This is a genomic window from Candidatus Formimonas warabiya, from assembly GCF_002777255.1.
Classification (GTDB): Bacteria; Bacillota; Dehalobacteriia; order Dehalobacteriales; family Dehalobacteriaceae; genus Formimonas; species Formimonas warabiya.
In genome coordinates, this window is sequence record NZ_CP017634.1 from 5,738,492 (window position 1) to 5,764,857 (window position 26,366).

Below are 26,366 nucleotides of genomic sequence, written 5' to 3' on the forward strand. Positions count from 1 at the left end.
TTCCAGTAAGCAATATGAGGCAACGATTTTATTTTCTAATGGATACTGGGACTATAAGATATTTGTATTTACTAAATACTAAGGTTATTATTATTATGGTATAGTGAGAGCGAGTCTAAAAAAAGATGAGAATTGGGATTGATGCCAGATCACTAACTAGGATAAAAACCGGAATTGGACAGTATACGGCAAATTTGGTACGGTCAATGGCTCAGTTAGCTCCTAATGATGAGTTTATTCTTTTTTCAAACCAGGAAATTGTTTTTCCAAAGGAATCAAACTGTCACTTTGTTGTAAAAGGCCAAGGGGTAAAGAGCAATGTCTGGCTACAGACGGTAATGCCTTGGTTGCTTTTAAGGTATGGGGTTGAACTTCTGCATTCACCTGCTTTTCTACTACCTTTAATAAATAGGGTTCCTTCTATAATTACTGTCCATGATTTAGTTCATGAAATCTATCCGGATACTACTGATATAAAAAACCGTTTACCTTTAAAGTTACTTTTACCTTTATCATTAAAAAAGGCTGGAAAAATTGTTGCTGTGTCAGAAAACACAAAGAAAGATATTTGCCAATATTATAATGTTGACGTTTCCAAAATTCAGGTGATCTATTTAGGATGTGATAGTCGTTTCCAGCCTGTTTCTGATAACAAGCTGATCCATGAGGTCCGAAAAAAGCACGGTCTTCCCGAAAAATATATATTAACAGTCGGAACCCTTGAACCAAGAAAAAACCTGATAGGGTTGTTTAAGGCTTTTTCCAAAATGTTAAAGATCTGCCCAGAAACGGAATATCGTCTGGTGGTTGTAGGTATGAAAGGATGGAAATATAGCAAAGTTTTCTCCGAGTTCAAGGGGTTAAATCTGGAGGGGAAAGTGGTAATTGCCGGCTATGTCCCAGATAATGATTTACCTTTGATTTACGGAGGAGCAGATGTTTTTGTTTTTCCTTCATTTTATGAAGGATTTGGTCTTCCTCCTTTAGAAGCGATGTCCTGTGGCATCCCAGTTATTACTTCTAATGTTGGGTCTTTACCGGAAGTGGTAGGAAACGGAGCACTATTCATCGACCCACGTGATGAGAGTGATTTGTGTCAGAAGTTAATTTCAGTGTTATTTGATGCAGAGCTTAGAAGGAATTTAATTATTCGTGGCCAAGAGCAAGTTAAGAAGTTTTCTTGGCAACATACGGCACGAGAAACTCTTGCCCTTTACCGTGAACTTTGGATAAAAGAAAACAAAAAAGGGGTAAATTTGTGAAAGTAATAATCAGTGCACTTCAGGTTTCTAACAATAATTCTGGAATTGGTCATTATATTATGAATATGACAGATGCTTTAGTAAAGAACTTTGATCACTCATATATAATTTACATTTCAAAGGGTGTTAAAGGAGATTATTGGACTAACGAGAAAAATGTTAAGGTATGCCAAAAAGATTTTGATAAGACCAGTTTTTTCCAAAGGAATTTTTTTGAGATATTTTGTTTTGGACCAAACGTCAACCGCTTTTATCCTGATGTGTTTTTTGCTCCAGATACAAAGCTTCCTTTGGGTTTAGATAAAAGAATTAAAAAAATTGTTACAGTTCATGATTTGGCTGTATTTAAGTACCCCGAGACATATCAAAAATCTCGTGTATTATATTGGCAGAAGTATTTTGATTCCTCTGTAAAACGAGCGGACAGGGTCATTGCCATTTCATATGCAACAAAAAATGATTTGCAGGAGATTCTACATGTGCCGGAAGAAAAGATACAAGTAATATATAATGGGGTGAGTTCTATTTTTAGACCGGTTAATGACCCTAAAATATGTCTTGAAGTAAAGGCTAAATATGGGTTGCCGGAAAGGTTTATTTTGTTTGTGGGAACTTTTTCACCTCGAAAGAATTTAGGCCGTTTGGTCGATGCCTTTGCTAGACTTCATAATGAAGGTAGTTTACCCCACAAGATGGTTATTGCTGGAGAAAAAGGATGGAAATTTAAACAGGATTTGGAACGGGTTAAAGCTCTTAACCTAGAAAATGATATTATCTTTCCAGGTTTTATTTCTCACGAAGACCTTCCTGTAGTATATAGCCTTGCAGATGTCTTAGCGTATCCTTCTCTATATGAGGGGTTTGGTCTGCCTCCCTTGGAGGCGATGGCATGTGGAACTCCAACAATTATTTCTAACACCTCGTCGTTGCCGGAGGTAGTGGGAAAGGCGGGGGTACAAGTTAATCCGTTTTCAATAAGCAGTATTACGGAAGGACTATTTCATCTCCTTACTGACTCTCAGCTTAGAAAAAGATTAATTCAATTAGGTTTTGAACGGGCCAAATTTTTTTCCTGGGACAAGGCTGCTGATGAACTTAATAAAACAATGAAGTTATGATAAAGGAAAATTGTAAGACATTTATACTAGAGCTTGACTAAAGGGAGAGGGAGTATTTATGCTAAACAGCAAATTTTATGGTTTTATCCAGATAATTGTTGATGTATTATTAATTCATGCTGGGTATCTGATTGCTTTCTATATTAGGTATCTTGGGGAATTTCCAGAGGCTAATTTTCCTTCGTATATAAGATTAATTCCTTGGATATCGTTATTAGCTATTTTAATGTTTTTCATTTATGGACTGTATGACACAATATATAAAAGATGGATAGAGATATTTTCCAGCATATTATGGGTGATCGGTTTTATTTTCGCAGGAAATACAGCTCTTTCTTTTATGTTGCGTCAGTTTGCATTTCCACGGACAGTTCTATTAATGGCTGTATTTGTACATGTCATTTTACTTAGTTTTTGGCGCTATTGGATCTGGAAAATGGCGAAAAAAACTCACGGTAAAAAAACAGTTATTATAGTCGGAAAACGTGACGAGGCTGAATTTCTGGCAGGAAAAATAAATGAAAGCACACCTGATTTATATAAGGTAATCGGAGTTGTTGTTACAGTAGACTCGATATTATCTGAAAAAAAGGATCATTGTTTTTCTATTTTGGGCGAAATTAATAGTCTGGAAAGTGTTTTAATAGAGAACAACCCAAGTGTAGTTTTTGTATGTTCAGATTTATCCAAAGAGGAAAAGGTTGAAATTTTGAGTAAATGCTTAGAATATGATTGTGATATCAACTTTATACCCGACTTTTATGATACGCTAATGGCTCAAGCGAAGATTCTCCAAGTTGATGATATTCCTGTGTTATATGTGAATAGCTCCATTCTACCTTCTGCTGATAGGACAGCCAAACGAGTTATGGATATATTCGTAGCTGTTTTTGGCTTATTATTGACCATGCCTTTATTCCTTATCATTTCTCTTTTAATTAGATTAGATTCTAAAGGACCAATCATTTTTAAGCAAGAGAGAGTTGGTCGCAAAGGGAAAATATTTTTTCTCTACAAATTCCGAACGATGGTTGATAATGCGGAAAAAAGTTCTGGCCCGGTTTTATCTAATTTGGATGATGTTAGAGTAACCAGAATTGGAAAGCTGTTACGTCATTCCCGGCTTGACGAGTTACCCCAGTTTATTAATGTTTTAAAGGGGGATATGAGTATTATCGGACCCCGTCCGGAAAGGCCATTTTTTGTGGAACAGTTTAACGAAAGTATTGCTGGGTATGATTATCGTCATAGAATTAAAGGCGGCATTACAGGCTTAGCTCAAATTTCAGGAAAGTACAGTACATCCGCTGAAGATAAACTACGTTTTGATTTATTGTATGCAAAAAATTACACTCCCTTAATGGATCTGCAGATATTGTTTCGTACTTTAAAAGTATTGCTGATTAAAGATAAGGCGTCCTAACTTGGAAAAATGGTGCAGAAATTAGTTTTTAAATGGAAGATTATTAAAAACGAATACAGTTTGGAGTGTGGCAGATGACTAAGGTAAGAGGTTCTTTTATAGAAAGTAATTTTTTGTTTTTAGGTAGCTTTTTGGGGCTTATAGTTCTTATTTTTTATCCTCCTTTTTTTCGGGGACTATTTTTTCAGCCTGAGCAGCAATGGGCTTTAATTTTTGCTTCTTTACTATTTGTCATAACCTGGTTTTGGAAGCTTTCCTGCCGGGAAGCAAGCTTCTTAAAAAAACCGGTGGATTATTTAGTAGTAGCACTGGTTTTATCATACGGAATTTCTTTTTTTGCTGCGGCAAATCCCAGGCTCGCCCTGGCTGAAGTAATTAAATATGCCATCTATTTTCTGGTCTTTTGGCTTTGTTCCCAACTAGTACGGAATCATAAAGATGTAAAGATATTGCTTCACGCCATCTATTTGGCCGGAATTGGCGTGGCTTTGGCCGGGGTGATGTGCGCCACCGGTTTAATTTATATCAAAGACGGCTTTTTATATGGCCGGATTTTTTCTACCATGCAGTACCCCAATGCTTTGGCCTCTTATTTAGCGGCCTTGAGTTTTATTGGCATCTATTTGTGGCTGCAGTTTTGGAAAACAGATGAGGGATCAGAATTCGGGAAAAAAGCAATTCCTGGCTTTTTGTATGCCATCGGCAATTACATCCTGCTTTTGATCTATATCGGTACCGGATCCCGGGGTGGATTAATTGTTTATCCTTTGGTGCTGCTGGTTTATTTTATTGGGCTCGGGAAAGAGTATCGCTATTTAGCTTTTGGTCATTTTACCCTTACTTTTATCGCTGCTATGGCGGCAAATATAAAATTAATGCCCATGCTGGTAGCTGGTAATGCAGGGGGAGCCTGGCTGTGGTTTTTCATAGGCGTTCTAGCAGCTGTTATTGGACAGGCATTGATTCTGGCTCTGTCACGGTTGAAAATCAGCAAGCAGGTAATCGGTGCCGCCGCCGGTATAATTGTGATTGCAATTTTAATATTTGGCTGGATGCAGGTAAAAGATACCGACGTATCGAGCAAACTGATGCCCAGTCACTTGATATCCAGTATTCGAAATATTAATTTGGCGGACCGGAACGTACAGGAGCGGTTTGTCTTCTGGCAGGATGCGTTTAAGATTGTAAAAGATCATCCCGTCTTTGGGTTTGGGGGCGGGGCATTTGAGGAAACCTACCGGAAGTACCAATCCTACTTTTATTCTTCTACCCAGGTACATAACCATTACATGCAGTTGTGGGCGGAAGTTGGCACTGTAGGTTTAATCATTTTCCTCAGCATCTGGCTCTTTTATAAGCTAATGGTATTTAAACTATGGTGGAAACAAAAGGACCGGGAAACCAAGCTCTTGGTGTGGTCGATCTATGGCACGGCAGCAACGATTGGCCTGCATGCCTTTCTCGATTTTGACCTGTCCCTTTCCGCCATTACCATTGTGTTATTTGCCATGCTGGGACTTACGCGAGGTATGGAACGGTACACATTTAATGAATATAAATATATGGACTACCAGAAATTTGCCCAGTGGAAATGGGTCTACCAAGGGGCGGTTATTGGGGTCTCTGCACTGGTGATTATCTTTGTGTCCATGCTGAATATGGGCATATCGGAATCGCAGGCCGGTTCTAAAGCCTTTACGGCGAAGGATTATGCCCAGGCCAAATCCCATTTTGAGAAAGCGGTATCCTATGATAGATTCAACCCAGACTACCGAAGCAGCTTGGCTGTAGCATATTTGAATTTGAATGAGCAGGAGGAAGCGATTAAGACTATTGAGCAGGCGGTTGCAATTGCCCCCTATAATGTGAATGTTCTGGGCACGGCGGTGAATGTTTATGCAGAAAGCGGCAACCTGGACCAAGTTTTGAAGTATTCTGAGAAAACGGTAGAGAGCTTTCCTTATAACTATGCTTTATGGGAGGGTTTGACGTACAGATATTTTGTGGTAGGCTATCAAGCCTGGGCAAAGGGTGACCGGGAGCAGGCGGCAAAGATGCTGAAAAAGGCACAGGAAGTGCCGGGACGGGTGGAAAAACAGATGGCCGGAGTAACGGAACAGTATAAGAGTATGTGGGGGACTCAACTATTGCCGGTCCTGGAGGTAACCCCATCGATGAAATTATACGAGGGGGCGTCACAGTATATTTTGCATGATTGGACTAATGCGGAGCAAAATCTTAAATTCGCCTTTGAGCATTTACAGGACAAACAACTGAAAGGGGAAGCCGCGATGTGGCTGGGAGTGCTCTATCAAAAACAGGGGAATAAGATTCAGACAGCAGTAATCTCGGCTGCCGGCTCTCAGCTTATGGATAAATTTGAAGCAAATGTGCGCGGATTGGCTGAGTTGGAAACGTTGCAATAAAAAAACAGATCAGGAACAGGTACGTGCGAGTTAGAGATAATTCGCACGTTTTTGGTTGTAACAAGCAATAGCAAAGTGAATCAAGCCGTCTCCATCCCCGGCGTTTTTTTGCCGTGTAAGAAATAATATAAAAAACTACAGGCGAACACCACGAAAACCATCCCTAAATACATGCCGCGGAACCCGGTTGCCGGTACGAGAAAGCCTAATAGGAAGGGCCCGATTCCCACCCCTCCATCGATAAAGCTAAAGAAAGTAGATGTGGCCAAGCCCATATTATGAGCGGGCGATACCTTAATCGCAATGGCTTGAGCGCTGGACAGGAACGTTCCATATCCCAGGCCGACAAAGACTCCGGCTAATAACAGGAGAAATCCGTGATGAGCCTGGCTCAGGATCAACAATCCGATGGCAAATAAGAAAAACGATGGATACATGACAAAATTTTCCCCTCTCTGATCAAACCATCTTCCCGTTAACGGCCGCGATATTAAAATGGAGGCAGCATAAACAACAAAGAAAAAGCTGCCCGGTCCTACCAAATTGATTTCCCTCGTATAAGAAGTTAGAAAGCTAAGGATACTGGAAAAGCTTAATCCGATCAATACGCCGATGATAGAAATCGGAATGGCTTTAATTTCAAAAAAATAATGTAAGCTGAATCCTTTTATTTTGTCCATTTGCTCTTTCGTAAACTTTACCTCAGGAATTGTTAAAAAGAATGTGGCGATCAAACTGGCGGCTAATAGAATCACCGATAAAATCAAAACGGTATCAAAGTCTCCCTGACGAATGAGCATCATTCCTAAAAAAGGCCCGATGGCCGAAGCAAGGGTGGCGCTCATCGCATAATAACTGGTACCTTCACCACGCCGGGCACAGGGGATAATACCTGCAACAATCGTTCCTGTCGCTGTGGCAGAGATACCGAATCCTGCTCCGTGCAAAAAACGAATCACAAAAAGGAGCATCAAATTGTTTGCCACAAAATAGAGCAGGGTCGTGATTAAGTAAAAAACTAATCCGCAATAAAGAATCTTTTTTTGTCCCACCTGGTCTATTGCTCTTCCTGCAAAGATACGTGCCACCAGGGCTCCTAAAATAAAAATGCCGGATGCGAGTCCAGCCTCACTTGGCGAAGCCTGCAAATGGTCACTGGAATATGCGGCTATGGTGACCATGAGAAAATAATACACTAAATAAACAAATAAGTTTGTCACAGCGTCAATTAAAAAGTTCTTTGTCCATAACCTGGGTTGATGCATTTTTGTTACCACCTGGCCTCAATGATTGTCTGTAAGATGCAAAAAGTATCTTTTTGTTTCTTAAAGTGCCTTCCGGTATATTATAACTACATACTCTGTAAATTTCTATCATATTTTCATGGCGTGCTTTTGGGGGTGTGAATGTCAACGAATTTGTTTACCACTTGACAGCGAATTTTTTTACCAGTAATGGCAATGAATTTGTTTACCACTTTTGTGTTTTTGACAGTGAAAAAGTTTACCACTAAGTTTTTAAATATAGGGAAACACTGGTTGTGCAGTATTTCCCTTGATGCTAATTGTTGGGAGTATTAGAATACTCTGCTCTGTATGGGTGGTCGGAGTTCATATTTAGTACATGGGACTTAAAGGTTAATCGATCAATGAGTGCTGTTACCATTGTGGTATTTTCAAACATGGTGACCCAATCCGAAAATTTTAAGTTTGTTGATACAATGACGCTCCTGCGCTCAGCCCTGTCAGCGATAACTTTAAATAATAATTCAGACTGATGACGGTTAAAGGTAAGATAGCTTAGTTCATCAATAATCAATAATTCGGTTTTGGAAAGCTGCTTCTCTATTTTGATAAGTTTCTTGTATTCTTGGGCTTCGATTAGTTCATTAGAGAGGTTTGCCGCTGTGTAGAATTTTACGTTCATGCCCTGCATACAGGCTTTAACACCAAGGGCTATACTAAGATGTGTTTTACCCGTCCCAGGGTTTCCGATCATCACGATGTTTTGGCGTTTGCTTACAAAATCACAGCTTGAAAGTTCATGGATAAAGGCTTCTGTAAGATGCTCAAACCGACTGCAATCAAGTTCATCAATGGTTTTAATATATGGAAAGTTTGCCGATTTAATTTTACGCTTCCGACTGCTTTCCATTCTGGAGTCAAGCTCCATTTTCATTAGAGCAAGAAGGAATTCCTCATAGCCTTTGTCACTTCCAAGCTGACGAATTACGTTATCATAGTGATTAAAAGTGGGTAGCCTTAACTGCTTGGTATAAAGCTCAATAGTCTGTACGTTTGTATTTATCATTGACCTGCTACCCCGTATTTCTCGTCATATTTTCTTAAATCCGTTTTGGTTATGGCAATCTCATTTTTAAGATATATAACTGAAGACTTAGCCGGCTCATTTAAGTAGGTTCTTACCATATCGACTGTTGAAATAATATGCCCGGGTATAAGATGTTTGATGGCAAGGATTCGTTCTTCTCCATAGTCCACGCATAAGCGAAGAAGCTTAACCATCTCTTTATTTCCACCCGGTAACTGACTTCCCCAGTCCAGCAGTTCCTTGGTCATGGTCTCCTTAACTGGCCGAGCATTAAATACAGAACGAGGCTTTTTTTCCAGAAGGTCAATGTAGTGCTCTAAGCGGTATTCTGTATTGCCGGTACCATACTGCCGCGAATAAGTTGCAATGACTGATCCTTCATGTAGTATACAAACACTATTTGCGTAACCTTTTACTGTGACATCCTTCCTAAGATATCTTGCAGGAACAGAATAATTGTTTTTCTCATAGCGGACAGTAGAAAAATCATCTACTCTGGTAATAGCGGTTTTGCTTGTGTCAAATCTGAACCGTGGGATAGTATTTAAGAATCTAACCTCTTCTTGGTACATTACTTTTACAGGATGATTCCGGTGTTCAACCTTATGGTTCTCACGGTAACTGATGCAAGCATTCCAAAGCTTATGGTTCAGTTCCTCAATGTCAGATATTCTTGGAACAGGCACAAGAAAATTTCTTCTCGAGTAACCAACTAAGTTTTCTACAAGGCTTTTTTCATTACCACTGGCTGGGTTACAAAAATCTAGTGTAAAGGCATAATGGGCACTAAAGGAAAGATATCTGTCCTGTGGCTTCGCATAAATACCGAATCCTTCTTTTACAGCAACCTTTGCATTATCAAATATTAAGCGTCTTGGAATACCACCGAAGAAATCAAACATGAGTTGTTGGGCTTCTAAAAAGGTTTCTTCATTGGCAGCCTTGTACACTTGGACAAAAATGTCACAGCTATAGCATAATCGGCCACAAAAGGTATGTACCTTGGTTTTTTGACCGTCTAAATATACAGTAGCTTCACCCCAATCAATTTGGACAGCTTCTCCTGGTGCATAGGATAGTGGAACACAACTTTGTGGTGGTACTGTTCTTTCAGTTTTTAGAGTTCTAACTGCTGCACGTATAGAGGAATAAGATCCTGTAAATTTTTTCTCTACCACCAACCGGTCATATATTCGCTTTGCTGTATGTTTTTGCTTTTTAAGGTTTTCATCCTCATCTTCTTTGAAACAGCTAAGAATGAAAGCATTGACATTATCGGTTAATACTTCAGGTTCCCTCTGATAAGTCTTTCGTATTTCCGGATGGGTGGAACCTTCGCAATACTTTTTAACAGTCTGCCTTGAAATACCAAGGCTTTTGGAAATTGATCGTATGGATTCGCCATCAGAATACCGGATTCGAATCGCTGAATAAATGTCCACTCCAATAATCACACCTTTCGATTCCTCCTAGTAAAATATTAATAATATTTTACTGGATTCTAATATTAGGTGGTAAACTAATTCGCTGTCAAAATGCCTTGAAGTGGCACACTTTTATATTATCATTTACATTTGGGGGCTAGTAATTTCTAAGCAGTCAGTGCTGTTTCTGTGCACAATAATTAAGCTGTCAAGAAAATTGTCGTCTAATTGAAATAAAAAAACACCTTTCAGATAGAAAGGTGCCGGGTAAATTGGTTCCCAGTTTTTAAAAGAAAACGGTGCCAAATCGTTTTATTTTTATCTTATAAAAGTGGATCTGCTTTTTCAGCCTTAAACACAATGGTACTGCCCTCAATACAAGCCTTTCCTTCTAACCTGTAGCCTTTTGGCCCGCCTTCCATAGATGCCAGAATTACCTGCATCAGGCCGGTTTCCTTTACATTTTGTTGCGTTGTTTGCATTTTGTAAATCCCCAAAGACAGTTTGTCATCCCCCAGCACTTCCTTCACTTGGCCGACCACAATAGTATGGGGTTTTCCTGCCGCCGACACAGTTGTAACGGGAACAAAAGGGACAGCTTTGATGAGTTCTTGGATCTGTTCATTAATAAGCATAATATCAACTCCTTTTCTTCTAATTAAGCCTATTTTAATTCCATAGGGGGAAGGTGGCTGTAAAAGAATTTACAATTGTAAGAAAAATTTTTTTCCAGGTAAAGATGAAATTAGCCTGAGAAGTAAAATATTTTACTGAAAAATTATTTGGATCGTCATAATATTAATTAACTAGAATCAAGGAGGGAATTTTACCTTGGCAAAGAATTTAGTATGCTGTGGAATTCTGGAACAAGAAATAAGGCATCTGTTAAAAGACAGACAAACCAATATTAAGTTTATCGACCCTGGCCAACACGTTGACCTGGCTTCATTAGCCGGGGCTTTGGCCAAAACTGCCGGGGAGATAGACGGGTCGGACACCGCCTTTGTCATCGGCCAACACTGTCATCCCGATATGGCAGACCTTATTTCCGGCAAGGGTAATATTGTACAGGCCAAAAATTGTATAGAGATGCTGATCGGGGATGATTTGGCGAAATATGATGGGGAGGCGCGTACTTTCTATATTACGGCCGGCTGGTTGGAAAATTGGCGCAAGATTTTTATAGACGGATTGAAATGGGATGCTGTTGATGCCCGGCAGAACTTCGGCTTCTATGACCGCATTCTATTACTGGATACAGGTTTGGCGCCGATCGACGAGGAAAAGGTTCTGGAGTTCTTTGAATATACGGAGGTCCCCATCGAAATTGTTTCTATTAATCTCGATCACTTCAGAAAAATTTTGGAGGATACCATAGGAAGGTGATCCCGCACATGTACAGACCCAAATGTATGATGGATTTGGAGATTTTTTCCGGTCTGAACAGAGAAGAAAAAGAAAGAGTATGCCATTTGACCCGAAAGAACGTTTATGAAAAGAATGAGTTTGTTTTTCTGGAAGGCGAGACTGCCGACGCTATTTACGTGATCAAGTACGGGAAGGTAAAGCTGCTCAAAGTATCGGAAAACGGCCGGGAAGTTATTTTGGATATCCTGAAAGAGGATGATATTTTTGGGGAGAACACTTTTTTCGACGATGCCGTGCACACCATCTCGGCTCAAGCCTTGGAGAAAACGGTGGTTTGCTCTTGCTATAAAGACGACTTTTCTGTTTTGCTCCAAAATCCTAAAACATCCTTGAAAATTATCCAGTTATTAAGCAGCAAGATCAACAATTATACCGAGCAGGTGGCCAGCAACGCCTTTCAGGATGTGAAAGGAAGAATCGCCGCCACACTTTTGCGCCTGGCAAAAACCTATGGCCAATCCAATGGGATCAGGACCACTATTGATATTGATCTCACCCATCAGGACTTGGCTAACCTGGTAAATGCTTCCCGGGTGATGGTGACAAATGTTCTCTTGGACCTCAGGCAATCCTCCCTTGTTACCACCGAAGGACATAAAATTATATTGCTGGATCAAAATAAACTTGCTGAAGCTGCACGAGCCATATAGATAGATGGTGAAGATAAATTTGACCATGGAAAATTCTGAAGTTATTAAGACGATGGTCGGCCGCCTCAATCTTATGATGAATTTACTGCAAGCAGTGAAAACGGATTCGCCATTAGGAAGAACACTTCGGGTCCTGATTCATCTCTCATGGGAGAATGAGAAACAGCCCCTCAAAGGACAAATCGAGTATGAAGATTTACTTACTCTATCGGAAGACATTGCTCAAAATGACCTGGAAGAATCCCTTAACTACCTGCTCAGTAACGGTATAATTTCCATTCATTATCAGAATAAGTAAATGTCTTTAGGTACTTTGCGTTAGCAATACAGGTAAAGTAACCCAAAATATGATACAATGATAGAGATAAGGCAGTAAAGCCAGTCTTGACAAATAGTCGAGTAGATCAATCATTATTGGGCAGAGGAGTATGAAAATGGAATTAGATGTGTTTGAAGCTTTAGTAAAGAAAAGAAGATCGATTAGGAAATGGCTTGATAAAAAGGTTCCCGAGCAGGACATATTAAAAGCAATTGAATTGGGCGGCTATGCACCCAACGGAGGCAATTCCCAATCCTATCACTTTTACATTGTCAGTAATGAAACGAAGATAAAAGAAATTGCTTTGGCCGTGGAGCAGAAGATGCGTCTGATTGCTTCGTGGCCGGAGGCTGCTCCTCTTCAAGGTCAACTGGAGCAATTAATAAAATCGGGAAAAATCCTGGAAAAAGCCCCGGCGCTTGTACTGGTCTGTTTCAAGACCGGTGAATCCTCGTTTGATCATCTCTTAGACAGCAGGCCCCTTGATGAAAATGCGGTTAAAACGAAAGAAGCCTTGCGGAAGTCGAACTCGAAATTACAATCTGCGGCAGCCGCGATTAATACCATGCTGCTGGCCTTTCATATTATGGGACTGGGGGCCCTCTGGATGTCCGGACCGGTCCGGGCAAAGGAAGAAATCGAAAAAATTGTGGGCATACCGGAGAACCTTGACTTTATTGCCCTGATTCCTGTAGGCTATCCGGCGGAAGAACCTGCCATGCCACCCCGTAAAAAAGTGGAGGAAATTACGACGATATTGAAATAAAAAATTGATAAGAAAGTTTTCCAACTGATATGCTCCCTTTTTTTGACACAGAATCTTAACTAAAAGCCTTTGTATGAAGTTCAATACAAGGGTTTTTTGTATCACGAGGACAAAATCCCTGTCGTAGTCTATTCTACATGAAGGGGAAACGTCGATGATAGCAAAAAATATAGAACAAAGAAATACTGTTAATTTATATAATTTATAAACGAAAACTGTATGGATGGGAAAAGAGGGGTTTTATGGGTGCCGGTGGAATATTTAGGACATCATTACGCAATTAGTGAGGTCATTTTTATGAATGGGACGAATAATAAAAATGTGGAGCTGCTTGAAAAAGAAAACCAACTGCTGCGGGAAATTATTGACCGGATTCACGAGCCTGTTTCCGTTTCGACGAAGGAGGGGGTAATTGTATTATACAATAGTGAGTCCGAAAAAAGTGAAGGGATGAAAAGGGAAAATGTATTAGGAAAGCATGAACGTGATATCTATCCTGATACCAATGGGAAAGGTTTTTTTGACCAGGTAACGAAAAAAGTGATCGAGACCGGCAGACCCTTAATTGAACATCATTGTAAATACCGTTTGGATAATGAACGATTAATTGAAATATTTATCGATTCTTACCCTTTTTTTTACCAAGGAAATCTCGAGGCGGTCTACAACATTGGTCCAAATGTGAAACAGGGAAATGTATTCGTGTCCCGGTCCCTGGAATTGCAAAGAAAAGTAAACCGGGAAAATAATACGAAAACAGCCATCTATCACAATGGAACCTATTATTCACTACAGGACATCGTCGGCAGGTCGGAAAAAATTAGCAAAGCGGTTTTATTGGCTAGGAAAATCGCCGGTAGAACGTCGCCCATCTTGATATACGGAGAAACCGGAACCGGGAAAGAACTTTTTGCCCAAGGAATCCATAATGCCAGTCTCTTTGCTGAAGGGTCTTTCATTGCCGTAAATTGTGCGGCAATTCCGGAAACCTTGTTGGAAGGTCTGATATTTGGCACATCAAAAGGAGCATTCACCGGCGCCATTGAGACTCCCGGTTTGTTTGAACAAGCCGAGGAAGGAACCTTGTTTTTGGATGAAATTGATTCCATGCCGATCTCACTTCAGGCCAAGCTGCTCCGCGTCCTGCAAGATAAGGTGGTGCGCAGGATTGGGGGAAAACAACAGAAACCGATAAACTGCCGCATCATTAGTGCCACAAACATGGACCCCTTTGAGGCGGTAAAAAAGCAGCGCATGCGGGAAGACCTTTTCTATCGTTTGGCCACAGTAACCCTGGGTGTTCCTCCCCTCAGGGAAAGAAAGGAAGATATTGCTCTTTTGGTGCAGTTTTTTATTGATAAGTATAACCGTTTATTCGGGCTGTATGTCGGCGGCTGTTCCGAACAGCTAACAAAAATGTTTGAGGAATATCACTGGCCGGGGAACGTAAGGGAATTGGAAAATACCATTGAAAGTGCCATCAACTGCATTGAGGTCGGCGAGAAGGAGCTTAATTTAAGGCATGTGCCCCCTTATATCAAAGAGAGATTTGGGAATCCGGGCGTGGATGTGTTTATTCCTTATAAAGAAGGAAAACTTCACGCCATTCTAATGGCAGTTGAAAAAAGGGTGATTAAAAACTGCCTGGATAAAAACGGGGGCAATGTTACCAAAACAGCTGAAGAATTAGGTGTACTCAGGCAAGCCCTCCATTATCGGATCAGGAAGTTTGGTTTATATCAGAAATAGTATTTTCTCTAACGTTTCAGGAGTGAAAAATAATATTTCATGAAAAACTGCATTTCACCCACGAACATCTTTCAGAGACACAATCATTTTGGAACTGAAATATTTTTTTTCATGTTCCTTATTTTTTTATCTTGCCGGGACGTGAAACGGGGAACGCCAAATCCGGAAATACCGGCCCATTGTTTGCTGTAAGGCGTTCAGGTTTGATTTGCCGGCTTTGGCATTATTTTTGCTTATTAAATGAGTTATTCTCAGGAGGTGGTAGTAGCATGAGCAAGAGAAGGACGCGCACAGGCCAATATTTGTTGGCAGGATGCAATCTGGAGTTTCTAACAAAAGATGCCATTGAACTTATTCATTTGGGCTCCTTAGCGGTATTGGAAAAAAGCGGTTTTTTTGTGGAGCATGACCAGGCATTGGATATTTTTGAGGAAAACGGCGCACTTGTTGACAGGCACCATAAAATGGTCAAAATTCCCGGATACCTGGTGGAAGAGTGTTTGCGTACATGCCCTCCCCAAGTACTTGTAGCCGGCAGGGATCCCAAAGATGATGTTCATTTTGAAAGCAACCGGGTGCACTTTTGCCCATTCGGCATCGGGGTTGGGGTCCATGATCCTTTTACCGGGCAGTATCGCAAGGCGGTTAAAGAAGATGTGGCCAATGCCGCCAAATTGTGCGATGCCTTAGAGGAGTTTGACATGCTGGAGCTGGTGGTTACCCCCAGTGATGTAAACCCTAAAACTGCTAATTTGCATATCTACGAGGCGTTGATGGCCCATACCACCAAACCATGTTTAACAGATCCTGAACCCTGCTTGTCTCCTTATATTTTTCGTATGGCGGAAGCAGTAGCCGGAGGAAAAGAAAATTTAAAAAACAGACCTCCCATGTGTGGGATCGTTTGTCCCCAAAGCCCATTAATGCTTCATCATAACCTTTGTGAAGGAATCATTGCCTATGCCCGGAGGGAACTGCCTATGATCATGGAGCCGATGACCATGGCAGGGGCCTCCTCTCCTATCACCTTGGCAGGAACTTTGACAGCCCATAATGCAGAAGTTTTGGCCTGTATCGCATTGGCTCAATTAACCCAAAAAGGAACTCCGGTGATCTATGGGTGCACGTCGACGATTTTTGATATGAAATCGGCCACCTCACCGGTAGGCTGTCCTGAATTAGGCATGATTGCGGCGGCCTCAGTAAAGATTGCCCAAAACTATCACATCCCTACCTGGGTCGCCGGCGGGTTAACGGACAGCAAGCTTAATGATATGCAGGCCGGTCATGAAAAAACTCTCACCGCCCTCTTGCCTGCATTAGCGGGGGCGAATATGGTTTATGGTTTTGGCATGCTGGATACCGGAATGACTTTTGATTTCAGTTCCTTAGTAGCCGATAACGAATTCATCCGGATGATGCGCAGGATCCTTCAGGGTATTCCGGTGACGGATGAGAGCCTGGCCGTCGATGTGATTCAAGAGATAGGAGCGAGAGGAAGTTATCTGATGCACGACCATACCTTAAGCAACTATCGAACGGAGCAGTCACGCATCAGCCATTTGGAGAGAAGAAACCGGGAACAGTGGTTAAATAGCGGGGCAACAGATTACACTACCCGGATTGAGGAAGAAGCGAAGCAGATCCTGCGCACCCATCAACCGAAGCCCTTGGAGGAAAGCGTAGCACAGGAACTGCGTGAAATCATCGCAGAAGCAGAAAAAGACTTGCTTTAAATGGCCGAGAAAAAACACATAAATGATAGGGGGGCATGCTGTGGTAAAAAGACGCATTTCATCGGGCCAGGCCATGCTTGGCGGCTTCGGCATTAACATTTTTACGGAAAATGATTTCATGGCGATTCATTACGGAACTCTTGAGGTGTTGGAAAAAACCGGAGTCTTTGTAGACAATCCAGAAGCGATAGATCTTTATGAAAGCGGTGGGGCCAGGGTTGACCGGAGCAATAAGAAGGTAAAAATACCGGCGTCCCTTGTTGATGAATGTCTGCACTCCGCCCCGAAAAAAGTGCTCTTAGCAGGACGCGACGCCAAAAATGATATTCTTTTGGAAGGCACCAGGGTCCATTTTTGTTCTTTTGGCATCGGCTTAAATGTATATGATCCATTCACAGGAGCGTATCGAAAGTCCACCAAAAAAGACGTAGGCGATGTGGCCAGGTTGTGCGATTACCTGGAGGATATTGATATGCTGGAATGCACGCTCACGCCAAATGATGTGCATCCCAACGTATATAACCTGCATATTTTGGAGGCAAATTTGAGGAATACCACCAAGCCTTGTCTATCCGACCCTGATCCGGGCCTGTTTCCCTGGATTTTGGAAATGGCCTCAGCAGTAGCCGGGGGTGAGGACAAACTCAGGGAAAGACCGATCATTTCCGGGATTGTCTGCCCCCAGAGCCCCATGACTTTTCACCATAGCTGCTGTGAAGGCATTATGCAATACGCGCGCCACGAATTGCCCATGATCGTTTTACCTATGGCCATGGCAGGAGGAACATCACCGGTGACTCTGGCAGGAACGGTGATCAGTCATAACGTGGAGGTATTGGCGGGGCTTGTCCTGGCCCAAATTGTGCACAAAGGAGCGCCCATTATTTATGGCAGTTCCACCACCATGCTTGATTTGAAAACTGCCACTGCCACGGTAGGATGCCCGGAGTTGGCCATGTTAAACGCTGCTCTGGCCAAAATGGCCCAATTTTACCTGCTGCCCAGCTGGGTTGCCGGAGGGTAGGCAGACAGCAAGATTCTGGATGCTCAGGCAGGTCAGGAAAAAATGCTTACAGCCCTTTTACCGGCGTTGGCAGGTGCCAATATGGTTTTCGGTTCAGGGATGCTGGAAAGCGGAATTGCTTTAAGCTTTGGTTCATTGGTGGCCGACAATGAAAATGCCCGCATGATCAGACGGGTACTCCAGGGGATCCCCGTTAATGATATTACCATGGCCGTCGATGTGATCAAAGAAATGGGCACCAACGGCCTCTACCTGGTGAATGAGCATACTCTGGAGCATTTCCGGGCCCATCAGTCTCAACCTGTGGTGATCGATCGCCGGATCCGGCAAAGGTGGTTGGATGACGGTGCTCGTGATTATGCCTTTCGCGCGGAAGAGTATGCGCGGAATATCCTGCAAAATCATCAGCCTGCCCCTCTCCCTGATGCAGTGTCGGAGAAAGTTAACGCGATTGTGGAGGATGCGGAGAAGAGACTGATTCCCAAGAAGAAATAAGAGGGTGACATCAGGTGGTACGAAGGATCCGCCCTGGATCAACCTATTTTCCGGACTTCTTACTAGAAGAGGAGAGATCAAAATGGAGAAGATCATGACTTTTATGGGAGATGGTTCAAGGATCTTTATGAATGCGGCGGAGATCAGAGCCGACCTGGAATCAGGTACGGCAGATGCAGCCGACCGGGGCAAGATCCCGGAATTAACAGAAGATGAGATCAACCATCTGTTTGATATTATTACGGCAAAATCAAAGGTCGTAGGTGTAGAGAACGGCAAAGAGATTGTTACGACCACTGACTCGGGGATCAAAATTCCCATGCAGGGGTTTGTTCCGGTAGATCGCTCCACCAACGCCCAAATTCATGAAAGGGTGCTCTGCAGCGATACCTTTGAGTTAAGCCATATTGATTACAGCTTTAAGCAGATCAAAACGATTCTGCCCACGGAACAATCGGTGCTGGAATATACCCAAATGAATATGACTGCTCCGGTACTTTATGGCGCTATGCCTAATTTGGGATTATATACGGTACCGGATGGCCCGGTGGCCAACTGGAATGAACTTTTACCCCAAGGCGAGATCCAGGCAGCTTTAGCGGCCCAGGAAGAAGCCGTGGAATATGCGGTGAAGGATATGGTCTTTGTTTCCGGCGGCATGTTTGATGCCGGGGCGGACGGCATCGACTTTGATACGGTGGGAGCCTCCGGTGACGCGGACTTTCTTGCCGCTCTGAAAGCGACACAAATACTTAGGGAAAAATATCCGGACTATGCTGTGGAAATGGGCATGGCCGGAGAATTTGTTCTGGGGATACATGGAGATTTATATTTTGGCCCGGATCGGCTAGCCGGTTTATATCCCCATCAACAGGTGCGCGTGGCGGAAAAGGCAGGAGTGACTATTTTTGGGCCGGTCGTCAATACCAATAGTCTCAGGTCTTTTCCCTGGAATATTGCCCGGGTGTGTACTTTTATAAAGGCCTGCGCCGAAGCTGCCCGTATTCCCATCCACCCCAACGTAGGGATGGGGGTGGGGGGGATTCCCCTTACCCTCAAGGTGCCGGTGGAACTGGCTACAAGGGCCGTAAAAGCAATTGTAGAGATCGGAAAAGCGGATGGGTTGTAGACTGGCGAGGGGGATCCTTTTAGTACTGAGGCTGCATTTGAGTTGGCTGCAGGCATGGGTGGCATTCGTACCTCCGGAGATCTGGTGGCACGGGTGCAACTGGCCAAGGCTCTGAAAATTGACGAGGCAAAGAAATATGTGGCGGAAAAATTAAAATTATCCCTAAGGGATCTTACGGATCCGGTGCTGATGGAAGAGGTCAGACTGGATTTAGGTCTCGGCCGGGTACAGCCTTATCCGGAAAATGCCCTGGGCATGGAAGCAAAATTTAATATTGCAGAATTATTAAATATAAAAATTAAATCAGTAGAAAACTTTAAGAAAAAATCAAGGATTCAATTGTAATGAATGCTAAAGGCTGACAGGAGTGTGAAAAATGGATCAGGAAATGATCATGAAAGAGGCGGCAAATGCCATCGTCAACTGTGATAAAAATGGTGCCGTAGACGTGGCACAACGGGCACTGTCCTTAGGATTGGATCCTATTGAGGTTTTAAATAACGGTTTCAGTGCCGGAATTAAAAAGGTAGGCGATCTTTTTAGCAGGGGGGAAAAATTTTTACCGGAGCTAATCTTGTCGGCAGATGTGATGAAAGCCGCCACAGAAATATTAAACGGGGCCATTCATGAGCAGACCGCCCTGCGCAAAGGGAAAATGCTCATTGCTACCGTAGCCGGCGACGTCCATGATATTGGAAAGGGGATTGTCATTTCCGTGATCAAGACCCGGGGTTTAGAAGTGATAGATCTGGGGCGGGATGTGCCGGTAAGCACCATTATGGAAAAAGCCGTGCGTCTTGAGGCGGATATTATTGGGACCAGTGCCCTTTTGACCACAACCATTATGGAGCAAAAAAAATTAGAGGATGAATTAAGGAAAAATGGGCTGCGTGACCGGTTTAAGACAATGGTAGGGGGGGCTCCCGCTACCCAGCGCTGGGCAGACCGGATTGGCGCAGACGCTTATGGGGAAGATGCGGCGGATGCTGCAGTAAAGGCTGTTGCCCTGTTAGCCAGGTGAGGCTTGCTTCAAACTACGCCGAGTGATGGGGAGATTTTATTGGCGGCGGCCGAGATTTAAGAAAAAGGAGGTGAAACATATGGCCAAGGGATCAGGATTTGATGAAGCGCTGGAAGCGGAAGTGGAAAAGAGAGCTGACATCATCAGCGACCCTTCCTATGCATTCGTTCCGGCGGTTACCAAGCAGGATGGGATTTATATCGTCGTGTTTATGATTGCTTGCCTGGCGTTATTGGCTTATGGTGTTTTATAAAAATGAAGGGGGGATGAGGATGGCTAATTTACAACAACAGATTGATAAAGAAATATTTGGGGGTCTTATTCCTACATTAGGAAATGAACGGGTGTTTAGTTTTTGGGATTTATTAATGGTCTGCTCCGGGTTGGGCATTGCCACCTGGTGTTATGTCCAGGGCGGTTTTTTAGGTTATTATCTTAACTTGAAGGAAATCTTCTTTAATTCCTTATTCGGAATTACCCTCGGTTGTGCCGTCGTTTTTCTTCCTGTGTTTATTTCTACTCGATTTGGCATCGATCTAGCCGTTTTTATGCGGGCAGTTTTTGGTTATCGGGGCGTGGTGGTCTTTATCGTCGCCACCTTTTTCCTCACCTTCGGCTTCGAAGCGATCAACTGCCAGATGTTTGGCAGTGCCATGACAAAATTGGCGGCCGCAGGAGGGGTCGTTTTACCTGGCTGGGCTTCTCCTGTTTTAGGTGTCGTCTGTGCCGCAATTGGCTGGTGGATTGCCCTGCACGGGCCGGAAGCCGTGAAGAAGGCCAACTGGTTCATGGTTCCCTGCCTATTGGCGGTGGCTCTTCTGATAATTATCCTGGTCTTTAAGGATCACTCCATTTCGGATCTCATGGCGATAGAACCGCAGAGCGCAGGTCAGTATGGGGGTAAGCTTACCACCTATATGATCGCCACGGAATGGAATATTGCTTTTGCCATCTCCTGGATCAATGCCATCGGATCCCTGCCCAAGCTGGCCAAGACGGAGCGGGGAAGTTACTGGGCCTTTGTATTAGGAGCGGGTGCGGTGATGGCCCTGTTCATTTTCGTCGGGGCGCTAACCGGATTAGTGATGGCGGAACAAACCGGGACGATCAGTACGGACCCTACAGAATGGCTGGTTACCTTGGGCGGTCCGTTTCTGGGCACCCTTTCCCTGGTGATGATCGGCATGGCCAATGTTTCCACCCAATCGGTGATCCTGTACGTCATCTCTCTCTCCACCAAAGTTGCCAATCCTAAATGGGATTACAAAAAGCTCGTCACATTTTGGAGTGTCTATTGCTCCCTTCTGGTTGTTTGGGGCGGTATCTGGAAATATTACGGCACCTTTATTTCTGTCGTGGGCGTCGCTTCCGGACCGATCCTGGGGTTAGTTTTGGTTGATTTTTTCCTGCTCAGAAAACAGATGGTTTCCCTTTATTCTCTTTTCAAGCTGCGCCAAAACTTTTCCTATGAATACACCGGCGGTTTCAATATCGCCGCCATTGTCTCCCTATTCATCGGTATTCTCTGCTTTGTAGCGGTTTATAACCCTATTGCCTATGCCGTCCGGTCGCCTCTTTTCTATTTTACTACAGCAACCGGTCTGGCCACTTTGACCTCGGGCCTCAGCTATTACATCCTGGGTCAAATTGCACCGGTCCGGCATTATATCTTAAAAGACCGGGGTGACAAACTGGCCTATGTGCGAAGGGATTCAGGAACTATTTCTCCGGGGGTTGGTACCAAGGCATAAAAAATCTGTACCGGGCAGGTTTTTTCACCTGCCCGGATTGCTTCTAAAGGGTGAGGTGATCCCAGATGGAAAAACAATTGAAATATGTCGGGCAAACCTACCCCATTCATAATGCCCGGGAAAAAGTAAGAGGGGAAGAGATGTATACCGGGGACTTAAAATGGCCCCGGATGCTCCATGCCAAGCTGTTGTTGAGTCCTGTGGGACATGGACGGATTAAAAAAATCGATGGGGAGCAAGCAAAAAACTTCCCCGGTGTGATCGGTGTTTTTTCCTGCCAAAATGGGCCAAAGCAGAAATTCAACCGTTATGTCACATATCCGGGACAGGAAGAGTATTGTCCTCTTGATCAAAATATTTTTTCGGACACGGCACGGTTTGTGGGGGATGTGGTGGCGGCAGTCGTAGCAGTCGACTATGATACGGCCCAAAAAGCCGCCGACTTAATCCATGTAGAATATGAAGAACTTCCCGTGATGATCACTGTAGAAGAAGCCTTGGAAAAGGGCGGTTATAAAATTCACCCTGAGGGCAATGTCCTTGCCGAGTATACCACGGAGGCGGGCAGCGAAGATACGTTACCAGACGGAGGTTGGGTCATAGAGAGTTCCGCCCGCACCCAAAAGGTGCATCATGCCGCTATGGAAAACCACGTGTGCGTTGCCAGCTTTGATACCAGGGGACAGATGACCATCTGGACGCCCTGTCAGGGCGCTTTCGGAGTAAGAACGGTAGTTGCCGATTTACTTGGTTTAAAATATAGCATGGTGCGCGTAATCAAAATGACCATGGGAGGGTCTTTCGGGGGAAAACAGGAAGCTATTTTGGAGCCGCTCACCGCCTATTTGGCCAAGGAGACAGGATCCCCCGTAAAGGTGCAGTTTGAGAGATGGGAGAGCATGCTTGCCACCATGACCAGGCCGGCTACCCAAACCAAGATCCGAACCCAGGTAACTCCGGAGGGAAATTTTCTCGCCTGCCGCCTGTGGAGTACCCTTGATGCCGGCGCCTATGCCACCAGTTCTACAGACTATGCGTTGGCATTGACCAATAAAATATGCCGGCTGTACAGGATACCTTACTACCGGCATGAAGCGAAAGCGGTTTACACCAATACACCTGTCGCCGGGGGAATGAGAGGGTGGGGTTCGCCGGAAATATTTACGGCCATGGAAATCCATCTGGATCAAGTGGCGCAGACCATTGGGCTTGATCCGGTAGACTTAAGGCTGAAAAATTTGGTTCACCCCTATGACCTGGATCCAGTATTCAAATTGTCTTTGGGCAATGCGCGTGTAGTTGAATGCCTCCAAAAAGGGGTGGAAGAATTTGCCTGGAAGGACAGATATCAAAAAGCGAGGGAAACAGGAAGATTCCGTCGGGGTGTGGGCATGGCCTGCGCGGCCCATGTCAATGGAATGTATGGTGACGGGGACTTCCCTGAATTCAGCATGATGACTTTAACTTTAAACGAAGACGGCACTTTTATCCTGAATACGGCTGTCCATGATTTAGGCTGCGGGGCTGTGATGTCAATGAAGCAGATCGTGGCCGAAGCCTTAGACATCCCCCTGGATTTTGTTACGGTTCTGGAAGCGGATACCGCATCCAGCCCCTATGATTTAGGATGCTTTGCCAGCAGGACCACTTATGTATGCGGCGCTTGTGCCCTTAAGGCGGCAGAAAAAATGCGGGAATTAATCCTGGAAACTGGGGCTGGGATCCTAGCAAGGCCGAAACAGGATTTGACAATTGATCATGGGTGCGTACTAAGCCAGGGGGACGGGAGAAGCCTTCCCTATCGGCAAATTGCTGCCCATGCCCTCATGAAAAATAGCACCAATATTACTGTTCACGAATTGTTTCAGGCTGTTTCCAATCCCGGGGCATATGGAGTTCATTTTGCCGAGGTGGAAGTAGACACGGAAACAGGGCGCACCAAAGTGATTGATTATTTGGCGGTCCAGGATATTGGCAAGGCGATTAATCCTGGGGCGGTTGAAGGTCAGGTCCAGGGAGCGGTACAGATGGGAATCGGATACGCTCTTTGCGAGGAAATTAAGTTTAATGATGCCGGAAAACCGGTGAATTACAGCTTCAAAAACTATCACCTGATTAATGCGGCGGATATGCCGGCGGTAAAAGTAATGCTGGTGGAGCAAGGAGGCGATCATGGTCCCTTCGGGGCGAAAAGCGTGGGAGAGTGCGCGGCTGGCCCTGTAGCTGCGGCTGTGGTAAACGCTGTCAATCATGCTTTAGGCACTGAATTGTCCGAACTGCCCCTGACCCCAATAAAAATACTTACAGCCCTGAAACAAAAAAGTTTAGTGAGAAAATGAGAATAGGGGAGATCGCATGACAAAGTTATTTACCTTGCATCGGGAGACGGACCGGTATGTTAAAATTCAAAAGAAGACCCAGGAGCTGGACATTATGGTGGAGATTAGCACCGAATTTGATCGTCAGCTTAGTCCGGATACCGGCCTTGACTTTTTGGATCACTGTATGGAATCTTTATCATGGGGGCTATGCATGTCGCTTGGATGTAAAATAGAGACGGGAAAATGGAAATCCACGCATACCATTGCTGAGGATCTGGCCATTACCCTTGGCGCCGGATTAAAGAAGCTGTTCTTCAAAAAAATGAATGATGTGGGCATAAATATTTCCGGGTGGTCTTTATTTTGCCTGGATGAAGCCTTGGTAAGATCAATGGTCAGTTTAGAAGGAAGAAGAAATACCTTTATTTCCTATGCTCCTGATTGCCCGGGTGCCCAGTGTGAATGGGTGGAGGACCTGAAATCGGCGGATTTAGTGGCGTTTATGGAAGGATTCTTTCAGGGTTTTCCCGCCTCTTTTCATCTGGATTTTCTCAAAGGGAGAGATCCCCATCATTCATGGGAAGCAGCTTTTACCGCTCTGGGAGAGTCTCTAAGAATGGCTTATGCCTCAAATCCCTGGAGAATTGCCAAAAACAACCCTTATTACGCCGAAGAAGGAATTGCCGATGCTTCCCTGATTTAACCTGGGTGAAATGTACCATGGCATCATGGGCAATGGATAAGGGAGTTTGGTAACTGGTAAAAGGAGGAATCTTGATGGGCCGACTTCAAAACAAAGTTGCTATTGTCACGGGCGGGTCCATGGGTATCGGGGAGGCCACCGTAAGACTGTTTGTTCAGGAAGGTGCGCAGGTTATTTTTTGCAGCCGCAACCGGGATGCGGGGAAAGAACTGGAGCAGGATCTGAACCAAAAAGGAAATCAGACCAAGTTTTTTCAAATGGATGTTTCTGATGTAAAAAGATGGCCGGAGCTAGTGAAGACTGCATCAGACACATTCGGTAAATTAAATATATTGGTAAACAATGCGGGTATTTCCTATCATTTAAACATAGAAGACACCGATTTGGATTCTTGGGAAAGGACCATTGCTGTGAACCAGTCTGCGGTCTTCTATGGGATGAAATACTGCATGGAAGCTATGAAAAATAATGGTGAGATGTGCTCCATTATCAACGTCTCATCAAGCTATTCCATGATCGCGGACGGGGAATATTTTGCCTACTGTGCCACTAAGGCAGCTGTTGATAATATGACGAAAGCGGCAGCTATTTACTGTGGCCAAAAGAAATACCGGATTAGGGTCAATAGTGTTCATCCCGGAGCAGTTATCACACCGATGGCCGCATACAGTGCGAAACAGGCTGGAATTTCCCTGGAAGAATACTGTGCGGGGTATCTGGCGGTAACCCCCATCGGATATTTGGGCGAGCCTAATGATATCGCCTACGGTATTGTTTATTTGGCATCCGATGAATCAAAATATGTCACGGCATCACACCTTGTGATCGACGGCGGGTCCATCGCCATCTAATGCACCGGACGGAGCTTTAAGAAGAAAAAAGCACAAGTATCGTAAACATAAAAAATCAGGGAGTGTCACAAAACTACTCTTTAAGTAGTTCGCGACACTCCTTTTTTATGAGGGAAATTCAGGGACGGTTCTTGAATTGAATGGGTTTGATTTTTTTGGCTGTAATCTCTTCTCTGTAATCGTACTCTAACCCCTGTAGTTTAATTGATTCAATTCAAGAACCGTCCCTGAATTTCCTTAAATATTATTGAAATAAATTTCAATAATATTGTTAAATTTCTAAATATATTCCGATGAAAATGCTTCGGGATTTTATTAACATAATAAGCAAAGATCATCTTGATAAAGCTGAAGGAGTACTTGCCAAGTTTATTAAACCCGGGGAAGAACTGACAACGAAGATTTTGAGGAGGGGCAAGAGACTGTTATCAGGCAAGGT

General features: G+C 43.7%; 20 protein-coding genes and 2 pseudogenes. 18 read left to right on the plus strand and 4 right to left on the minus strand.

Going from position 1 to position 26,366, the window contains the following annotated elements; genetic code table 11:
- Window positions 1-125 precede the first annotated feature (125 nt).
- The 4 genes from DCMF_RS25885 to DCMF_RS25900 all read left to right on the plus strand — a co-directional run bounded on the left by DCMF_RS25885 (window position 126) and on the right by DCMF_RS25900 (window position 6,229).
- Window positions 126-1,262, plus strand: coding sequence for a glycosyltransferase family 4 protein (locus DCMF_RS25885; protein WP_148137109.1), 1,137 nt, complete (start codon window positions 126-128; stop codon window positions 1,260-1,262).
- Window positions 1,259-2,380, plus strand: a complete 1,122-nt coding sequence (locus tag DCMF_RS25890) for a glycosyltransferase family 4 protein (protein ID WP_148137110.1) — start codon at window positions 1,259-1,261, stop codon at window positions 2,378-2,380. The genes DCMF_RS25885 and DCMF_RS25890 overlap by 4 nt, the downstream gene beginning before the upstream one ends.
- Window positions 2,381-2,438: 58 nt before the next feature.
- On the plus strand, window positions 2,439-3,803 hold the full coding sequence (locus DCMF_RS25895) for a sugar transferase (protein ID WP_148137111.1): 1,365 nt from the start codon (window positions 2,439-2,441) through the stop codon (window positions 3,801-3,803).
- A 74-nt stretch (window positions 3,804-3,877) separates the two neighbouring features.
- On the plus strand, window positions 3,878-6,229 hold the full coding sequence (locus DCMF_RS25900) for an O-antigen ligase family protein (RefSeq protein WP_148137112.1): 2,352 nt from the start codon (window positions 3,878-3,880) through the stop codon (window positions 6,227-6,229).
- An 80-nt stretch (window positions 6,230-6,309) separates the two neighbouring features.
- Here the strand turns inward: DCMF_RS25900 and DCMF_RS25905 are convergent, their stop codons facing one another.
- From DCMF_RS25905 to DCMF_RS25920, 4 genes are all read right to left on the minus strand, one after another.
- A complete protein-coding gene (locus DCMF_RS25905) occupies window positions 6,310-7,494 on the minus strand; it encodes an MFS transporter (protein WP_148137113.1) in 1,185 nt (394 codons plus the stop codon).
- Window positions 7,495-7,789: 295 nt separating this feature from the next.
- Complete coding sequence (gene istB / locus DCMF_RS25910) at window positions 7,790-8,539, minus strand: IS21-like element helper ATPase IstB (RefSeq protein ID WP_148137114.1); 750 nt, start codon at window positions 8,537-8,539, stop codon at window positions 7,790-7,792.
- Entirely contained in the window at window positions 8,536-10,014 is a 1,479-nt protein-coding gene (gene istA, locus DCMF_RS25915) for an IS21 family transposase (protein WP_148137115.1), read from the minus strand. Before istA ends, istB begins: the two co-directional genes overlap by 4 nt.
- 293 nt (window positions 10,015-10,307) lie before the next feature.
- On the minus strand, window positions 10,308-10,619 hold the full coding sequence (locus DCMF_RS25920; protein ID WP_148137116.1) for a pyridoxamine 5'-phosphate oxidase family protein: 312 nt from the start codon (window positions 10,617-10,619) through the stop codon (window positions 10,308-10,310).
- Between the two features lie 196 nt (window positions 10,620-10,815).
- Between DCMF_RS25920 and DCMF_RS25925 the strand changes: the two genes are divergently transcribed.
- From DCMF_RS25925 to DCMF_RS25995, 14 genes and pseudogenes are all read left to right on the plus strand, one after another.
- The gene (locus tag DCMF_RS25925; RefSeq protein WP_148137117.1) at window positions 10,816-11,370 is read left to right on the plus strand and encodes a DUF1638 domain-containing protein; all 555 of its coding nucleotides are present in this window, start codon (window positions 10,816-10,818) and stop codon (window positions 11,368-11,370) included.
- Between the two features lie 8 nt (window positions 11,371-11,378).
- Complete coding sequence (locus tag DCMF_RS25930; protein ID WP_148137118.1) at window positions 11,379-12,062, plus strand: Crp/Fnr family transcriptional regulator; 684 nt, start codon at window positions 11,379-11,381, stop codon at window positions 12,060-12,062.
- A gap of 4 nt (window positions 12,063-12,066) precedes the next feature.
- Entirely contained in the window at window positions 12,067-12,360 is a 294-nt protein-coding gene (locus tag DCMF_RS25935; RefSeq protein ID WP_148137119.1) for a hypothetical protein, read from the plus strand.
- Between the two features lie 136 nt (window positions 12,361-12,496).
- Window positions 12,497-13,147, plus strand: coding sequence for a nitroreductase family protein (locus DCMF_RS25940; protein WP_214658917.1), 651 nt, complete (start codon window positions 12,497-12,499; stop codon window positions 13,145-13,147).
- A 297-nt stretch (window positions 13,148-13,444) separates the two neighbouring features.
- Complete coding sequence (locus DCMF_RS25945; protein ID WP_148137121.1) at window positions 13,445-14,896, plus strand: sigma-54 interaction domain-containing protein; 1,452 nt, start codon at window positions 13,445-13,447, stop codon at window positions 14,894-14,896.
- Between the two features lie 269 nt (window positions 14,897-15,165).
- The gene (gene mttB / locus DCMF_RS25950) at window positions 15,166-16,632 is read left to right on the plus strand and encodes a [trimethylamine--corrinoid protein] Co-methyltransferase (RefSeq protein ID WP_148137122.1); all 1,467 of its coding nucleotides are present in this window, start codon (window positions 15,166-15,168) and stop codon (window positions 16,630-16,632) included.
- 73 nt (window positions 16,633-16,705) lie between these two features.
- A pseudogene (mttB, locus tag DCMF_RS29905) lies at window positions 16,706-18,151 on the plus strand ([trimethylamine--corrinoid protein] Co-methyltransferase).
- 103 nt (window positions 18,152-18,254) lie between these two features.
- Window positions 18,255-19,625, plus strand: a pseudogene (mtbB, locus tag DCMF_RS25965) ([dimethylamine--corrinoid protein] Co-methyltransferase).
- Between the two features lie 31 nt (window positions 19,626-19,656).
- On the plus strand, window positions 19,657-20,301 hold the full coding sequence (locus DCMF_RS25975) for a methyltransferase cognate corrinoid protein (protein ID WP_148137127.1): 645 nt from the start codon (window positions 19,657-19,659) through the stop codon (window positions 20,299-20,301).
- Between the two features lie 79 nt (window positions 20,302-20,380).
- Complete coding sequence (locus DCMF_RS29420) at window positions 20,381-20,554, plus strand: hypothetical protein (RefSeq protein WP_214658919.1); 174 nt, start codon at window positions 20,381-20,383, stop codon at window positions 20,552-20,554.
- Window positions 20,555-20,573: 19 nt separating this feature from the next.
- Window positions 20,574-22,052, plus strand: a complete 1,479-nt coding sequence (locus DCMF_RS25980; protein WP_214658920.1) for a purine-cytosine permease family protein — start codon at window positions 20,574-20,576, stop codon at window positions 22,050-22,052.
- A gap of 65 nt (window positions 22,053-22,117) precedes the next feature.
- Entirely contained in the window at window positions 22,118-24,391 is a 2,274-nt protein-coding gene (locus DCMF_RS25985; protein WP_148137129.1) for a xanthine dehydrogenase family protein molybdopterin-binding subunit, read from the plus strand.
- A 16-nt stretch (window positions 24,392-24,407) separates the two neighbouring features.
- Window positions 24,408-25,076: a hypothetical protein gene (locus DCMF_RS25990; protein WP_148137130.1), complete on the plus strand. Its 669-nt coding sequence runs from the start codon at window positions 24,408-24,410 to the stop codon at window positions 25,074-25,076.
- A gap of 74 nt (window positions 25,077-25,150) precedes the next feature.
- Window positions 25,151-25,927, plus strand: coding sequence for an SDR family oxidoreductase (locus DCMF_RS25995; RefSeq protein WP_148137131.1), 777 nt, complete (start codon window positions 25,151-25,153; stop codon window positions 25,925-25,927).
- Window positions 25,928-26,366: the final 439 nt, after the last annotated feature.